Below are 14,484 nucleotides of genomic sequence, written 5' to 3'. Positions count from 1 at the left end.
GCGGCCACGACCGGATGGACCGACGGCGATCTCGAAGAACAATACCGCTCCGCCAGCTGGCGGGTGCTGCTAAGCGAATCGGAATACAACGACGTCGTTGCATTCATCCGCAAGCAGCAGGCGGTGTCGAAGACCTGGGAGGCGACGGTCAACAACTGCAATAACTGGACCGGCGAGATCGCCCGCCACATGGGCTACAAGACACCCGGCATCTGGTTGCGGCCGCAGCAGTTCATCACACAGCTTCGAGAGATGAATACCGGTTGAGCGCATCGCCATCTTGCCTAAGCCGGCTCCACCGGCATAAACTTGCGCTCTGTTTACCGGTGAAGTCGAGGGGTGATGGCGGCCGTCTCTCCGACAGGAATTGCCACATCAAATGCCCCCAGAAAGAACTTGGTGACATTTGGTGAGCCTATCGCTAGCGCTTCTCGGCAAGATCATATGGGTGCTGGGCGTGGTTGCCTGGTACTTCATCCGGCGTCCCTTCGCGCGCCGCGCCAAGCGGCTGCGCGTCGTCAGCGACCAGCGTTCCATGAGGGACAGATTTGGCCTCGCCGCCGCGATCATCGGCCTTGCAATCATCCCCGGAATTTATGTCTTCACGGGCTTCCCGCTGAGTGCCGACTATCTCTTGAGCCCGCTTTCAGTCGTGATCGGCGCCGCCCTTTACGTCGCCGCGATGTGGATTTTTCGCCGGACCCACAAGGAGCTTGGCAAGAACTGGTCGATCTCGCTTGAGATTCGTGAGAAGCATGAGCTGATTTCCGCCGGCCCCTACGCTCTCATTCGCCATCCCATGTATACCTCGTTCCTTTTAATGGCGCTCGGACAGGCCTTTCTGCTGGCGAACTGGTTCGTGGGCCTGGCCGGTTTGGTCGGTTTTGCCATCCTCTTTTTCCTGAGGGTGGACAAGGAAGAGCAGATGATGCTCGAATTCTTCGGTCCGCAATACCGCGACTACATGAACAGAACCAAGCGTATCATCCCCTATCTCTACTAAGGTGACATCATGCGTGGCCGACCCATAAAGCTTTCGGCGGCAAGGCGTCTTGTCGGGGATCTTATGCGATTTTCGATCGGTGTGCCCCGGGTGACGGTGCAGCGGCAGATGAACCTTGGCGCACTCCTTGAAGCCCGAAAGATGCAGACAGCCAGGCCGTCCTGGACGGTACTTTTTCTGAAAGGCTACGCGCTTCTGGCGCAGGAAGTGCCGGAGTTTCGGCGCGCCTATGTGAAGCTTCCGAGGCCACAGCTCTACGAATATCCGGAAAGCGTTGCCTCCGTCGCCCATGAGCGTGAATACCAAGGCGAGCGCGTGGTGCTTTTGAGCCCCATCAAGCGCCCCGAGCAGAAGTCGATCACGGAACTCGATGCCCTGATGCAGGAGGCGCGATCGAGGCCGGTGATGGAGATCAAGCAATTCCGCCGCTCACTGAAATTCGCGCGGTTGCCGGCGCCGCTCCGGTGGCTGGCGATGTGGTTCGGGCTCAATCTCGGACGCCAGCGGCCGCGCTTTTTCGGCACGTTCCAGCTGTCGGTCTATTCGGGGCTTGGGGCAGAATCCCTTAACCCGCTGACGCCGCTGACGACTCTTCTGAACTATGGCCCGATCAGCGAAACGGGCACGGTGACGGTACGCATTCTATACGACCATAGGGTCATGGACGGCGCGAACGTGGCCCGCGCGCTCGAGCGGTTCGAAAAGATACTGAATAGCGAGATTGCAGCCGAGGTCAGAGCCCTCCCACAGGGGACCGCCGCCTCCGATGCCGCAACCATGGGCGCGGCATCATGAGCTTGGAAAAGGAGCTGCGGCCGGCGGTCGTTGTCGTCGGCGCGTCGCGGGGCATCGGCCGCTCGCTTGCGAAGGTCGCTGCCGGGGAGGGTGCTGCGGTCGTTCTCCTGGCGCGCTCCGCCGATGGCCTGGCGGCGGCGGTAGCCGAGGTCAACGCGGCCGGCGGCGAGGGGATAAGCTTCGTACTGGACCTTTCCGCGAGTGACGCAGGCGTGCGGCTTGCCGCGTTCCTCTCTGACAATGGCATGTTCTGCGACGTACTCGTCAACAGTGCCGGTTACGGCTTGCGCGGTGCGGCAACCCTGCTGCCGATCGACGATCAGCTCGGCATCGTCGATCTCAATATACGCGCGCTCACGGATTTGACGTTGCGCTTTCTGCCCGGCATGGCGGGGAGGGGACGCGGCGGCGTCATAAACCTCGGCTCCATTGCCGGCTTCCTGCCGGGACCGAACATGGCGCTCTACTATGCCAGCAAGGGGTTCGTCCGGTCCTTCTCGGAATCGCTGCATCAGGAGCTGCGCAGCACCGGCGTAACCGTTACCTGCGTCGCACCGGGACCGGTCGCGACGGAGTTCCTGGAGCGATCCGGCGCGGGCAGCGCAACGCTCTTCAAGATCTTGCCGAAGCTCAGTGCGGATCGTGTCGCGGAACAGGCCTGGCGCGGCTTCAAATCCGGGCGCCGCCTTGTAATCCCTGGGATCTCGGCAAAAATTACCGCCGTCATCGCAACGCTGCTGCCGACAGCCGTTCTGCTGCCGCTCGTCGGCCGGCTTCAACGACGCAGCGGCGATCTCTGCCCCTGCGGCTCCGGCGAAACCTTCAAGAAGTGCCACGGCTCCGGCCACCCGCGCGAGCGCAGCGATGCGCACGCGTAAAGTTGCCCGAGCACTGTGCTGCAAGGGGTGGGCCTTAGCTCTGCGTTGATTTGAAAAGGGAAACAGTTTGGACTTGCTGTGGCAACCACGATGTCATGTGAGCATGCCAAGCCTGACGATCAGCTCTCGATCCGGCCTATCGCACGCGGTCCGGTTGGGTCGAGGTGGAATACCACCCGCTTTTGCTTGCCTCAGCGCCAGCCAAACGCGCAAATTCAGTGCGACAACAGCGGTATTATTTGTTCTTGAGGAGCCACATTTTTCCCGCCATCGTGATCTGGTAGGAATCTGGCTCTATCTGATCTCCCGGATGGCGCCTTTCAACGAAGCCCAGTTCCTTCAGCTCATCCAGGGTGGTCGTCGTTAGGAACTTCACCTTCTGCGGCCGTTCTTGAAACCTGTCGGTTCTTGCGTATGTCACCGTCGCGTTCAGATGCGTCCATTTCTTCGATGCTTGAGGAAATAGATGCCCCTCCTTGGCGAGTTTCAATCCTCGGATCTGGGTCGGTGTAAGCGTAGTCATGATCTGTCCTTGATGTCTGGTGGGATGAGCAAGACGAAGTCGATAAGCTTCTGCTCTTTCAGCTAAGCTTTCGATATCAGCCGTGTGCCCGAAAATACTGAAAAGGGGACGGCGACCTAGCCTTAGTACCTAATATTATTGCGAAACCTTCGCCTCGCTTTCGCAAACGAGGGTATCAACCGAGCCGCGCCGCCGTTCGGAGCGCACTAGAGAAATACGTCCCCAGTGACCCGCTCGGCGGAACACACCAACTCGATCGGTCGGCGCTGCCTCAGCCTTGGCGCGCCTTGCGGTTGGCATAACGCCGATCGCGTTCGGCCTTTCGGGCTGCTTCTTCTGCCGCGCGTACTTCAGCCTCTGCCTTTGCAGCTGCTTCCGCCGCCGCACTGTGTTCGGCCGCCGCCTTGAGAACCTGTTCCTGCGCTTCGAGTTTCAGACGGTCGCGCTCGGCACGCCGTTCTTCGCGCGCGGCCGCGACAGCCTGACGCTCTGCTTGCCTGGCGGCGAGATCCGGCGCGGCTGCCTTGATCGCCGACTGATACTTTTCGAGGAGGGCTTTCTTGGCGTCGGCCGTCGCCTTGCGGCGATCGGACAGGCCGTTGTCTCTGCTATGCTTCAACTTTGTAGATCCGTATTTGATGTGCGCCTATCAGCGCCGACGGTGGACGACGGCACTGCTATCGTACTTCTGAGTTCGTCATCCCACAACAGCGATTGGTGGTATTCAGCGTTATGGGGTGCGCTTTGGTGTCGCGATGGGAGGCGCGGCGCTATCGCCGCCTTCTCGTGCCATGCGAAGCTCGCGCAAGCGCATCGTTTTTTCATCGCGTGCCCGCACGGCGGCATCCTCTTCGGAAATGACCCGATCGCGCGCCAAAGACTGCGATTGCGTCTTGCTGAACGCAGACTCGGCCTGCTGGCGGGATTTGCTCCATCTCTCGGTCAAACACTATCCTAACGTTGAAAGGCCAGGCGGGATCGCGATCCAGCTAAAAGGCCAGACGAGACGCCTGACCTTTTTTACCACTTGTGCTCTCGGCGGTGCCAGTACATCCGTGGTCACCGGAGAGCTCAAGCGTGGATTTAAGCGGCCTGCAGCTGGCAAGCGGACATTTTGCCCGACTTGTTGTCGCGTTCCATCTCGTAGCCAAGCTTCTGGCCTTCGACGATTTCCCGCATGCCAGCGCGCTCGACAGCCGAGATGTGAACGAACACATCGGCGCCGCCGTTGTCAGGCTGAATGAAGCCGAAGCCCTTGGTGGAATTGAACCATTTAACTGTGCCAGTGGTCATAACGAACCCTTTCATAGCAATATTGAAGAACCGGCGCACGAATGCGCGACCGGCGGTGCTCTCGATTTTTGAAGGGGAAGTTCGTTCAGGGCGCGATGCTACGCGCTTAACAAAGCAGACGACCAAATATCGACGCCCGATGTATAGGGGAGTATCGCCCTCCGGTCAACTTTTAGTTTTCGTAGCGCATCCCATTCGCTAAAAAGTCGTGAGTCTTGCGGGGGCAATGGGTGTCGAAGAAGGCCGCGCGGACGAGAGTTCCAATCAACCGCTGCTTCCGGGAAACAGCCTGCTCACAGCAGTGGCACGTCGGTCGCGGGCGGTAAAGCCAACGTCCCGATGTTTCGGGCGCGCATAGCGCCATTCCTCTCACCATTGTTTGATCGCGTTTGATTGGCCGCGTTAGCACATGGCCGGTAGGATTCCGCCGTCCAATCTATGTCGACTTAAACGCCCCACCAACCATACCCTTCCGCCGCGATTTGATCAGCCGCCTACCGACCGGTAGGTCTCAGGGAGATACATCATGGACCGCAGCCATATTCGGAAATCCGTCCTCTTGTTCGCGACCGGTGCCGTGGTCGGGCTGGCGGCGTTTCATGATGCCAGTGCGGCGGACAGAATTCGCGTTCACGGCACCGTCGAAAGTCTCGATGGCGAGACGCTGAAGATCAAGAACACGGACGGCAAGGACGTTACGGTTACGATGAAGTCCGGCATGAACGTGCTGGGCGTCAAGAGCGCCTCGGCTGCCGACATAAAGCCTGGCGACTTCGTCGGCATCGGCTCGCAGCCGACCTCAAGCGGTGTGAACGGCGCGGTCCAGGTCGTCATCTTCCCGGCCTCGATGAAGGGCACGGGCGAGGGTGACCGGCCTTGGGATGTGAAGCCGAACGGCTCGATGACAAACGCGACGGTCGCAAACGCCGTCAAGGACGTGAACGGTCCAATGTTGACCTTGGCCTACAAGGGCGGTCAGCGGAAGATCAGCATTCCGGACGGCACGAAAGTCGTGGCACTCACCCCGGCCACAAGGGACGACCTGAAGTCGGGCGCGGGCGTGTCCGTGCAAGGCGTCAGCAGCGGGGAAAACATGGTCGCCGCCGACCGCCTTTCCGTCGGCCTCGATGGTGTAACGCCGCCGTGATATTTTGCGCCGACCCGCGCATATAGCTGCATGCGCAGCGGCAGCAATCCGGCTATGCCGGCGTTCGCACCGCTAACCCCTCCGAATAGGCGCGGCGCACCATCATTTTTGCGGCTGCCAGGCGAAGTGGTCTCCGTCCGCTACGATGTGCCCGACCCCCGGAAACGGGAAATGCGGCGCGAAAATCAACTCTTGATCTTTGGCCAGTTGCGTCAACATCTGGCGCCGGCTGGTCTCCGCTTCCTTCTGGTCGTTGTCGAAGCCAACTGGCCAGTCCGGTTTGGCCAGCGAGACGATCGAACTATGGGCCGTATCGCCAAAGTCCAGCAGTCGTTTGCTCCCGGATACGATCTGGTAGCCGACATGCCCGGGCGTGTGCCCCTTGATGGCGACCGACGTGATCCCGGGAGCCACGCCGTCGCCCGGCTTGAAGACCTTTACACTTGGAGAAACGGCCTTGACCAAGGCCGCCATGTTCGGTTGGGTTTGAAGCCATTTCCAATCTGGAGCCGAAATCCTGATCGTGGCCTTCGGAAACGCAGGTGAACCGTCGGCCGTCACCAGGCCGCCGATGTGGTCTCCGTGCACATGCGTGATCAGAACGACCGAAATATCCTCAGGTTGCAATCCGGCCTTGGCAAGGCTCGCGATCAGAACACCATGTGCTGCCGGCCCGAGCCCGGTGTCGATCAAGATGTTGCGGCCGCCGGACTGGACCAGCAGGGCGTCGACGCCGAGGGTAACGTGATCGGTCGGCTCGCCGGCGGCTTTAAGGACATCGGTTACCGCATCGGGTCCAGCGCCGACACCAAACAGCTTACCATCATTGGCGGCAACGAACTGTGCATCGCGTAGAGCAGTGACACGGACCTTGCCGACCTCGAATGACTGCGCCCCCGGATCCGTAGGAATGGGGCCGGTGCTTGCCGCGAACGCACTTCCGGCAATCAAGGCAGCTAGAAGCGCTGATATTGATATCGTCTTCATGATTTCCCTCCATCCGATCTAGGCAAGACGTTAAGACGACGTAGCGAGCAAGACCAGCAAGGCGGCATTCACTTTCCCGTGGGAAGTCGATCGCGAAAGACACCCATACCAGGCTCGTCAAACGCCGTTTGCAGATCAATCGAGGTCACGGGATGTGGCCTCGCGGATTTCGCCGTCTAAGAGAGGAGATGCGTGTTCAAGCGAAGGCCGAAGACCGGGTTCACAGGGTATCCCGAGGCAGGTATATCGTGTACTTGGAATATATTGATCGACGGATAAAGGTGCGACGGTGTCGTCAATCTTCAGTCCGAAACGTTGAGTTCAGTTGCAGCTTTTTCTTCCCTACCTTCTTCGCACTATCTAGCCTGCAAGAGATTGGATGATAGCTTCGAGCTTAGTCAAACCGTTGACGTTCGATACGAGCAACCTGCCACGGGAGCAGCAATTCGAGGCATGGCGTGCGTATAACGCATCGCTGATTGATGTTTCCCTGAGCCGTGAAACACGTGGATCCTTTTCGTTCGAACAGAAGGTTTGGGATTTCGGAAAGCTCGCCTTCTCGACCTCTCGACTGCCAGGCCCTTCCACCCCGCGTAGCTGGGAGCACATCCGCAAGGATCCGATTGATCACTGGTGCCTTGTTCTGCCGGAGAATGCCGCACATTTGGCAAAGGCGAACAAAGAAGCTCCGCAGGTGTATTTCCGAAACCTGGGCCGGCCATATGCCGGCTCAGCCGCCGATTCCAGCGTTGCGACGTTGTTCATTCCTCGCGATATGCTGCGTCCGATCGCTGGCGCTTTAGATGCGCATGATGGCACTCTGGGGCAGGATGGCCTCGGAGCTCTCTTCGCTGACTTCCTCATTTCGCTCGAACGCCGGTTGCCGACCATAACATCAGATGAAATGCCACGGCTGGCCGAGGCCGTATGCGCGATGATCACCGCCTGCATCGCGCCATCAAAGGACAATCTGGCTGACGCTCGCTCGCCAATTGCAGACACGTTGCTCGAGCGCGCTCGCCAGCGAATCCAGCAGAACCTCTACTCGCCACGCCTCACTCCGACATCGCTCTCAGGCGAGCTCGGGATATCGCGGACCACGCTCTATTCCCTGTTCGAGCCGTTGCAGGGTGTGTCGCGCTATATTCAGCGGCAACGCCTGATCGCCGCACATAAAATGCTCTCTGATCCGGACAACCGTATTTCCATGCAACAGCTTTCCGATCTGCTGTGCTTTGCCGATACGGGCGGCTTCAGCCGGGCCTTTCGCCAGACGATGGGATGCTCGCCTCGCGAGGTGCGGGCAGCCGGGATCCGAAAGGAATTTCTACCAGTGCCGCCGGCGCCGGTGTCAGCCTTGGAGCGCCTGACGGATATCGGCGACGTCTTGCGCCGACTGCAGGCTTGAGCCAGTGAAAATCGGAGCCCCAAACAGAGCATGCGTCTCAAGGCCGCAATCTCGGATTTTTGCGAGCGATGGGCTTGCCACCATGTCAACATTCCCTAGCAACGACGAAGGATGATCCAATCATGTCGAAAAAACGTGGAGAAGGGCTCGACCGCCGCGACTTCATCATTGCATCTATTGCCACGGTCGGCGGGTCGGCGGCCCTCGCAGTGAGCGCCGGTGCTGCCAAGGCCGAGGACACTGCCGGGGCCGCTTCTGACGAGACGTCGCAGAGGACAGTCTATGTCGGCGACGTGATCGACGGAAAGAAGGTCGTCAGCGCGCTTGACGTCAATGACCTGGAGCCTGGCCGGAAGCACCTCCTATATTTTCAGGGCGTTGAGATGGCGACCGGACAGCATTGGTATGTGTCCGTGATCGTCGCCAAGGGAGCAAAGCCGGGCAAACGCGCCGTCCTTGTCAGCGGTGTGCATGGCGACGAAATGAGTTCCGTGCATACGGTCCACACCGTGATGACCCAACTCGATCCGACGCAGATGGCGGGCACCGTTATGGCTGTCACCGACGTCTCCCGCCCCGCCATCGAAGGCATGCAGCGTAGATGGCCCAATTCGGGCAGGGGCATGGATCTGATCGACATGAACCGGGAGTGGCCCGGAAACGAGAACGGCGCAACCGCGCCCAGCCGACACGCCGGGCTGCTGTTCAACCGGCTTCTCCGCCCGAACGCCGACTTCGCGATCGACTTCCACACCGGGACGACAGGGTTCGAAGTCACCGCATTCAATATCGGCGGAATGGACGTGCCCGAGATCAAGGCAATGGTCGAGCTTTATCCCGTCCGCCAGATCTTCGACAATCATGTATATCCCGGCGTCCTGCACAACGCGTTTATCGACGCGGGAATTCCGGCGTTTACGCCGGAGATCGGCGCCGCCCGCGTCCTCGACCTCGAGATGGTCTCCCTGTTCATGGAAGGCACGATGAACGTCCTCAAGCATCATGGCATCGTTGCCGGGCCCATGGGACGTACGGGCAAGGACGTGAAAGTCTTTGTGGGCAACAGTGCCTTCCCGATTCTTGCCACCGCGGGCGGGCTCGTTGAGCATCTGGTCAAGCTGAACGACAAGGTCGAAGCCGGACAGAAAGTGGCCATCCAGCGCAACAGCTTCGGCGAGGTTGTTGCGGAATACACAAGTGGCGTGGCTGGAGAAATAACGGGCCAGCGCAGCGATGCCATGTCCGAACCCGGCAACCCCCTGGTCTTTATCCTCTTCAACAATGCAACGCCCGAGGCCGCTCAGACTTATCCCGAATAATTGCTAGCGCAGTTCCAGGAAAAGTGTGAAACGGGTTTCCGTCCGGAATTGCGTAAAAACAAATAGATAGAACGTTTCCGTGTTTCGAAGAAAAAGGGAAGGGGTCTAGGGTGTAATCAGCTTTAGCGACGAGAAGTAGGTTTGATATCGGCCGACATGCCGCGTCAACAGGGGAAGCTGCGCGACCGCTGCATGAGATCCTATGAAGAAATCGGGTAGCACCCCTGTTCTCATTCCCCCAGCCTTGCGGTAACGCGCAAAGACTTTTCCGGCAAGGAACAGCGCGGCTCTTGGTATCGGGATAATCTCCAGTCCGGCCGCCTCGATGAAGGCGTCCAGATCCTCGATGCGCTCGTAGCGCACGGAGAGTTCGGCATAGACCACATCATTGATGACAAGTGGGCCATGCAGGCTGGCGGCCTCGAGCTGCGCTTCGGACCAATCCGCCCAGTTCGGATCATCCGTCACAAGGTCCAAAAGGACATTTGTGTCGACAAGTATCACGGTTCGCCGCGCGTAAGAGCCAGGATGGCGTCGGTATCGAGACCTTTGCCCGCATGGCCCCGCAACTGCGCAAAAAGACTAACGTGATTTTGGTCATCAGCGCGTACCAATACGACGCTACCATCGGGAGCACGCGTGAAGTCGACCTTGCTGCCAGGCCCGATGCCCAGCAGGTCACGGACGGCCTTGGGGACGGTGACTTGCCCCTTCGATGTCAACGTCGATGCCATGGAACGCCTCGTAATACCTCTTTTAACGAAGGTATTACCTCGTGCGCAAAATTACAATGTTGTCCTTTGCCATTTTGCAATGCGCCGTGGTCGAAAGCAGTGATGCGCGCCCTACATTTCGGCCGAAGTGGCGATCAAGGCAGCACGAGGTTGAGGGGAAAACCTATGACGTCTCCCGATCCATTCGCATGGCAAGGTCTCTTCTCCATTCCGCCATGGGGTTCAACGTTCCACAGTCCGTATGCGGGGCAGTATGGCAGGCGATTAGACACCGCTTTCCTAAAGGCGGCATCGCTGATCCCGATCAACAGCTTAGGAACAGACGACGGCACGACAGTCACGCTCAACGTCGCGAACTCCACGGTCTCGGGCTATGACTTCCGCAACCGGCGCATAGTGATGGCGGCAAACAACATCACCATTACCAGTTGCCTGTTCGACGAGCAGAAGAAGGGTGTCGGCAACCCTTTTTCGCTATTCAAGCCTGACGGCATCTCGGGTCTTCTGGTGGATCACTGCACCTTCGCAGGAAACAAGGACGCCACCGACTTTCGCAATGTCTTCATCGACAGCCGAGCGGGGTCGATTACCGTCCAGTATTGCGAGGCCTATTGCCAGAATGAAGATTTCCTCCAATTCCAGGAGGGGTCGGCCTACCGCAACTACATCCATGAATACGGATATGGCACCAACAATCACGCCGACGCGATCCAGGTCTACAAGCAGACCGGGCCAATCACCATTGCCGAAAATTACATCGATTGCCGCAAACCGGCCGATGCCACCTCGGTTAACTGCACATCGGGAATACGGCTGATAGGCGAGCAATCCAACCTCAGCGCCATCCAGGTGCTGAATAACGTCATCTGGGGCAACCCGAGTTGGTATTGCCTTGGTCTATGCGGGACGGACCCGTATGGAGCGATAAACTGCCTTCTGCAAGGAAACTGGCTGCAGAACACAGACGACGGCAGCGCCGTTTACCCGATCACGACGACCGGTGTTCGCACCAATACGACCTACATCAACAATGCCAATCTGAGCACGGGAGATGGCATAGTCGGAACCGAGGACGTTCCTTCGATTACGTCCGTTCCTACGATCTCTTGGACAAAGGATGGATCACCTGGCTCTGTCTACACGGTTACTCCAGGTTCCTACGTCAACTGCGGCGCGCCATCCTACCAGTGGTATCGCGTCAGCAAGGACGGCGTCACGCAGACGGCCATTCTTGGCGCCACGGGCATATCCTACGTTTCCACCTCTGCCGATGTCGGGTTTAAAATTCGTGTCGTCGAGGATTCGCTGGTTTACCAGCAATCCGCCACCACCATTGGATGGGTTCTCGCGGCACCTCAGGTGCTTTGGAACGTCAACAACACCGCGGGCACGACCAACAACGCATCCGGCATCGTGACCTATGGCAATAACAGCACCACCGTCGATGGATACGGCGCGATCCAGGCAACGCTCACCGGTGCGGCCAACGGAACGTATCTCCAGAAGACCAATCTTGCGACGGATGTCCCCGCCAATCTCGACGTACTGGCCTACTGCGTCATTCTCGACACCGACCCCGAATATCAGACCATCACCGGCATCGATTTCCGCCCCGGTGTCGGATCGACCTACTATACGGGCGCATCGCGCGCGACGACGGTTCACAGCACGGTTGGCAAATACTGGCATGCAACGAGCGTGCAGAATATTGCTACATTCAAAGACTTGGGATCGTCAGCCATCCACGGCCGCCTTTTCCTGACGTCATCCAGTGGCACTGGCGCTCCATACTGCGCCCAGCCAAGGCTTGCCGCTGTGGTCGCCAAGGCAGGCGGCATTCCGACGGCGGTCCTTACCTTCGATGACGGACGTTTCTCCATCCATGACTGGGTGTTGCCGGCGCTCTCGTCACGCGGATTGGTCGCCAATTTCTTCGCGCCCGTGTCGAATCTCGATGGCGTCAGCTTCATGTCCCTGGCTCAGGTCAAGGACCTCTTCAATGCGGGTTGGGGCATCGGTATCGACGGCATGCCGGATGATAGCCGATGCATCGATGCGCTGGACATGGTGACCGTCATGGCAGGTATCGACACCTCTTGGGGCGTCCTTGCCGCGAATGGAATGGATTCCCCGGAGAAGTTCCATGGCTGCTGGCCGAACGGGGCGTTGCGAAATGCCGGAACGCCAGTGCAATTGACGGGCGTTACTTTCAACGGGACGACTACCGTCACCTGTGCGTCTACCGCGGGCGTTGGCAATGGCATCAACTGGAAGTGCGCCGCCTATGGAATGCCGCGCGGCACCTACATCGTGTCGGTGACCAACAGCACGACCCTTGTTCTCAGCAACGCCGTGACCTCCACAGCGACGGTCATGAGCGCCACGAACGCAGGCAACGCCTTCTATGACAACAAGCTTCCGTCTGCATTCCGCTCCAAGGGCATGCGCTCCATGCGCCAGACCAACGGCGGCGACATGCCCACCCGCTTCGGACTTGGCGAACGTGACATGCAGGTGCTCGGAAACTCGATGTCGAACAGCGGTGGCGACAATACCGCGGCCCTGATGAACGCCCGCGTCGAGACGGCAAAAAAGAACAAGACGACGACGGTCTCCTACGCACATAACGCGGTGGACACGATTGTTTCCGGTCTGGATACCCTGAAGACCGAACTCTCCGCCCACTACGACTACCTTGCCGGCGAGGTTCAAGCGCAGCGCATCCAGGTTCTGACAATGGGCCAATTATTCGCCCGCGACGGTTTCAACGCGATCCCGTGATCGAGAGGGGAGACTGTCGCATCTCTAACTGGCCCAACTGTCGCATTACTAAATAGAATGTACCTCGTGAGTTCATGGCGAAGCGCGACTTGCGAACCACGAGAGACTAACCGGAGCGCCTGGTCTGGGCGAGAAGTTTCTGGCGGAAGACTTCGGCTGGCGTTTTGTAGCCAAGGCATTTACGCGGTGTCGCGTTCAGGCGATTGCAGATATCGACTAAGTCGCGTTCGCTGACAGACAATGGATTGACCTCTCTCGAAAGCCATTTCCTGGCTCGTCCGTTGGTGTTTTCGACGGTACCCTTCTGCCAAGGCGATTGCGGGTCACAGAACCACGTTTGCGTGCCGATGCTTGCTTGCAGGTATGGCCAGTCGGTGAACTCGGTGCCACGATCAAACGTGATCGAACGGCGGGCGAGGTGGGGCAATGACTGGAGTATCTGGATCAGCCCATCCATCACCGGCCTCGATTGCCGATCGTTGTTGCGCAGGAAGACGGCAAAGCGACTGACGCGTTCGACCAGCGACGTGACGTTGGCCTTGCCGAACTTCTGGCGAAACTGGATCAGATCGCATTCCCAGTGCCCGAACTGTTTGCGTTCGGCAACGACGTCCGGGCGGTGGAGGATATTGACATCGGGGGTGAACCGCCGTCCATGACGGCGCCTGGCATGCCGTAGCCGGCGCCTGGCGCGGCGTTCCGGCAGATGCTGCCACAGCTTGATCGCATGGCCGTCCGGCGAGTAGGCAAACTTGTAGATCGTTTCATGGCTGACAGAGATCGGATGCCGCTCCAGACGTAGCCTGCCGGCGATCTGTTGCGGCGACCAGCCATGCCTGATGCGCTCGATCACGGCTTGGCGCAGATGCGAGAACCGGGCAAGTTTGCGTAGCTTGGCACGACGCTCGCGTGCGATCTCGTTGGCGGTCACACAGAAGTACCCGCTCAGTTCCGGATATTGCCGATCTTCGAACACATTGCGTCGGATCTCGCGGAAAATCGTCGAACGATGGCGGCCAAGCTTCTCGGCGATGATATCAACGCTGACGCCGGCTGTCCGCCAGCGCGCGATCTTGCGGCGTTCGTCCATGTCGATCTGGGAGTAGGTGCGTTTCATGTCACGTTCCTTGCAAGCGATAAACCGTTGCTATCTATTGCAAGTCGCACTTCATCCTTGAACCCACCGGCTACAACCATATGTCAAAGCTGATTAGAGATGCGGCGTCGCCAGCGAGTTAGAGATGCGACAGTCAGTGTCTCCGCTGGCGTTGACGGTCAGCCCCCGATCCGACCGGCTGGGCCGGGTTGAAAGGGCGGAGCGGGGGCGGGTGGGATCCTCCCCCTTCGGCTTTAGCTTTCTCACTGGCAATTGTTCTCTCGCCGCTCGATACTCGCTTACACCTGCATGGCGCAGGCTAGGGATCAACGCCGCACGATGCTTCCGGAAATCAACCTGCAAGGTGACGCCGACGTCGCCGCGCTGTCACCACTTCTGCGCGGCATGCTTCTTTCGGTTGCCTATGCTGACGGTGAGGGTGGCATAGGATTGACGGCGACCGGCGCCATGAATCGAAAGTTCGTGCATTGGGCTGCTGTGCACTTCCTCTGGCCAGGCT

General features: G+C 59.1%; 14 protein-coding genes and 2 pseudogenes. 9 read left to right on the top strand and 7 right to left on the bottom strand.

What is annotated here, in order from left to right; genetic code table 11:
• From AB4048_RS27640 to AB4048_RS27625, 4 genes and pseudogenes are all read left to right on the top strand, one after another.
• Nucleotides 1-267 (top strand): annotated as a pseudogene (locus AB4048_RS27640) (hypothetical protein); the annotation flags it as partial.
• 142 nt (nt 268-409) lie between these two features.
• Nucleotides 410-1,003 carry a protein-S-isoprenylcysteine O-methyltransferase gene (locus AB4048_RS27635; protein WP_442205171.1) on the top strand — a complete coding sequence of 198 codons (594 nt, stop codon included), beginning with the start codon at nt 410-412 and terminating at the stop codon, nt 1,001-1,003.
• Between the two features lie 9 nt (nt 1,004-1,012).
• Nucleotides 1,013-1,798: a hypothetical protein gene (locus AB4048_RS27630; protein ID WP_442205170.1), complete on the top strand. Its 786-nt coding sequence runs from the start codon at nt 1,013-1,015 to the stop codon at nt 1,796-1,798.
• Nucleotides 1,795-2,676 (top strand): SDR family NAD(P)-dependent oxidoreductase, encoded by an 882-nt coding sequence (locus AB4048_RS27625; protein WP_442205169.1) that lies wholly within the window; start codon nt 1,795-1,797, stop codon nt 2,674-2,676. Before AB4048_RS27630 ends, AB4048_RS27625 begins: the two co-directional genes overlap by 4 nt.
• Nucleotides 2,677-2,911: 235 nt before the next feature.
• Here the strand turns inward: AB4048_RS27625 and AB4048_RS27620 are convergent, their stop codons facing one another.
• The 3 genes from AB4048_RS27620 to AB4048_RS27610 all read right to left on the bottom strand — a co-directional run bounded on the left by AB4048_RS27620 (nt 2,912) and on the right by AB4048_RS27610 (nt 4,507).
• Nucleotides 2,912-3,199, bottom strand: a complete 288-nt coding sequence (locus AB4048_RS27620) for a hypothetical protein (RefSeq protein ID WP_442205168.1) — start codon at nt 3,197-3,199, stop codon at nt 2,912-2,914.
• 271 nt (nt 3,200-3,470) lie between these two features.
• Nucleotides 3,471-3,818, bottom strand: a complete 348-nt coding sequence (locus AB4048_RS27615; RefSeq protein ID WP_442205167.1) for a DUF6481 family protein — start codon at nt 3,816-3,818, stop codon at nt 3,471-3,473.
• Between the two features lie 464 nt (nt 3,819-4,282).
• Nucleotides 4,283-4,507: a cold-shock protein gene (locus AB4048_RS27610; protein WP_276572477.1), complete on the bottom strand. Its 225-nt coding sequence runs from the start codon at nt 4,505-4,507 to the stop codon at nt 4,283-4,285.
• 511 nt (nt 4,508-5,018) lie between these two features.
• Between AB4048_RS27610 and AB4048_RS27605 the strand changes: the two genes are divergently transcribed.
• On the top strand, nt 5,019-5,639 hold the full coding sequence (locus AB4048_RS27605; RefSeq protein WP_442205166.1) for a hypothetical protein: 621 nt from the start codon (nt 5,019-5,021) through the stop codon (nt 5,637-5,639).
• A gap of 102 nt (nt 5,640-5,741) precedes the next feature.
• Here the strand turns inward: AB4048_RS27605 and AB4048_RS27600 are convergent, their stop codons facing one another.
• On the bottom strand, nt 5,742-6,626 hold the full coding sequence (locus AB4048_RS27600; protein WP_442205165.1) for an MBL fold metallo-hydrolase: 885 nt from the start codon (nt 6,624-6,626) through the stop codon (nt 5,742-5,744).
• A 379-nt stretch (nt 6,627-7,005) separates the two neighbouring features.
• On the opposite strand from AB4048_RS27600, the gene AB4048_RS27595 reads away from it, so the two are divergent.
• The gene (locus AB4048_RS27595; protein WP_442205164.1) at nt 7,006-8,034 is read left to right on the top strand and encodes a helix-turn-helix domain-containing protein; all 1,029 of its coding nucleotides are present in this window, start codon (nt 7,006-7,008) and stop codon (nt 8,032-8,034) included.
• A 122-nt stretch (nt 8,035-8,156) separates the two neighbouring features.
• On the top strand, nt 8,157-9,353 hold the full coding sequence (locus AB4048_RS27590; protein ID WP_442205163.1) for a M14 family metallopeptidase: 1,197 nt from the start codon (nt 8,157-8,159) through the stop codon (nt 9,351-9,353).
• Between the two features lie 105 nt (nt 9,354-9,458).
• Here the strand turns inward: AB4048_RS27590 and AB4048_RS27585 are convergent, their stop codons facing one another.
• Both AB4048_RS27585 and AB4048_RS27580 read right to left on the bottom strand, forming a co-directional pair.
• Nucleotides 9,459-9,857 carry a type II toxin-antitoxin system VapC family toxin gene (locus AB4048_RS27585; RefSeq protein WP_442205162.1) on the bottom strand — a complete coding sequence of 133 codons (399 nt, stop codon included), beginning with the start codon at nt 9,855-9,857 and terminating at the stop codon, nt 9,459-9,461.
• Nucleotides 9,854-10,087: an AbrB/MazE/SpoVT family DNA-binding domain-containing protein gene (locus tag AB4048_RS27580; protein WP_442205161.1), complete on the bottom strand. Its 234-nt coding sequence runs from the start codon at nt 10,085-10,087 to the stop codon at nt 9,854-9,856. Before AB4048_RS27580 ends, AB4048_RS27585 begins: the two co-directional genes overlap by 4 nt.
• A gap of 165 nt (nt 10,088-10,252) precedes the next feature.
• On the opposite strand from AB4048_RS27580, the gene AB4048_RS27575 reads away from it, so the two are divergent.
• Nucleotides 10,253-12,868 carry a hypothetical protein gene (locus AB4048_RS27575; protein WP_442205160.1) on the top strand — a complete coding sequence of 872 codons (2,616 nt, stop codon included), beginning with the start codon at nt 10,253-10,255 and terminating at the stop codon, nt 12,866-12,868.
• Nucleotides 12,869-12,974: 106 nt separating this feature from the next.
• Here the strand turns inward: AB4048_RS27575 and AB4048_RS27570 are convergent, their stop codons facing one another.
• Nucleotides 12,975-13,985, bottom strand: a complete 1,011-nt coding sequence (locus AB4048_RS27570; RefSeq protein ID WP_442205159.1) for an IS30 family transposase — start codon at nt 13,983-13,985, stop codon at nt 12,975-12,977.
• A 318-nt stretch (nt 13,986-14,303) separates the two neighbouring features.
• Between AB4048_RS27570 and AB4048_RS27565 the strand changes: the two are divergent.
• Nucleotides 14,304-14,484: pseudogene (locus AB4048_RS27565) on the top strand (hypothetical protein); the annotation flags it as partial.

The organism is Rhizobium sp. RAF56 (assembly GCF_052113965.1).
GTDB lineage: Bacteria > Pseudomonadota > Alphaproteobacteria > Rhizobiales > Rhizobiaceae > Rhizobium.
The sequence above is the reverse complement of the archived record's forward strand: the minus strand, read 5'-3'. Positions and strand labels throughout refer to the sequence as shown.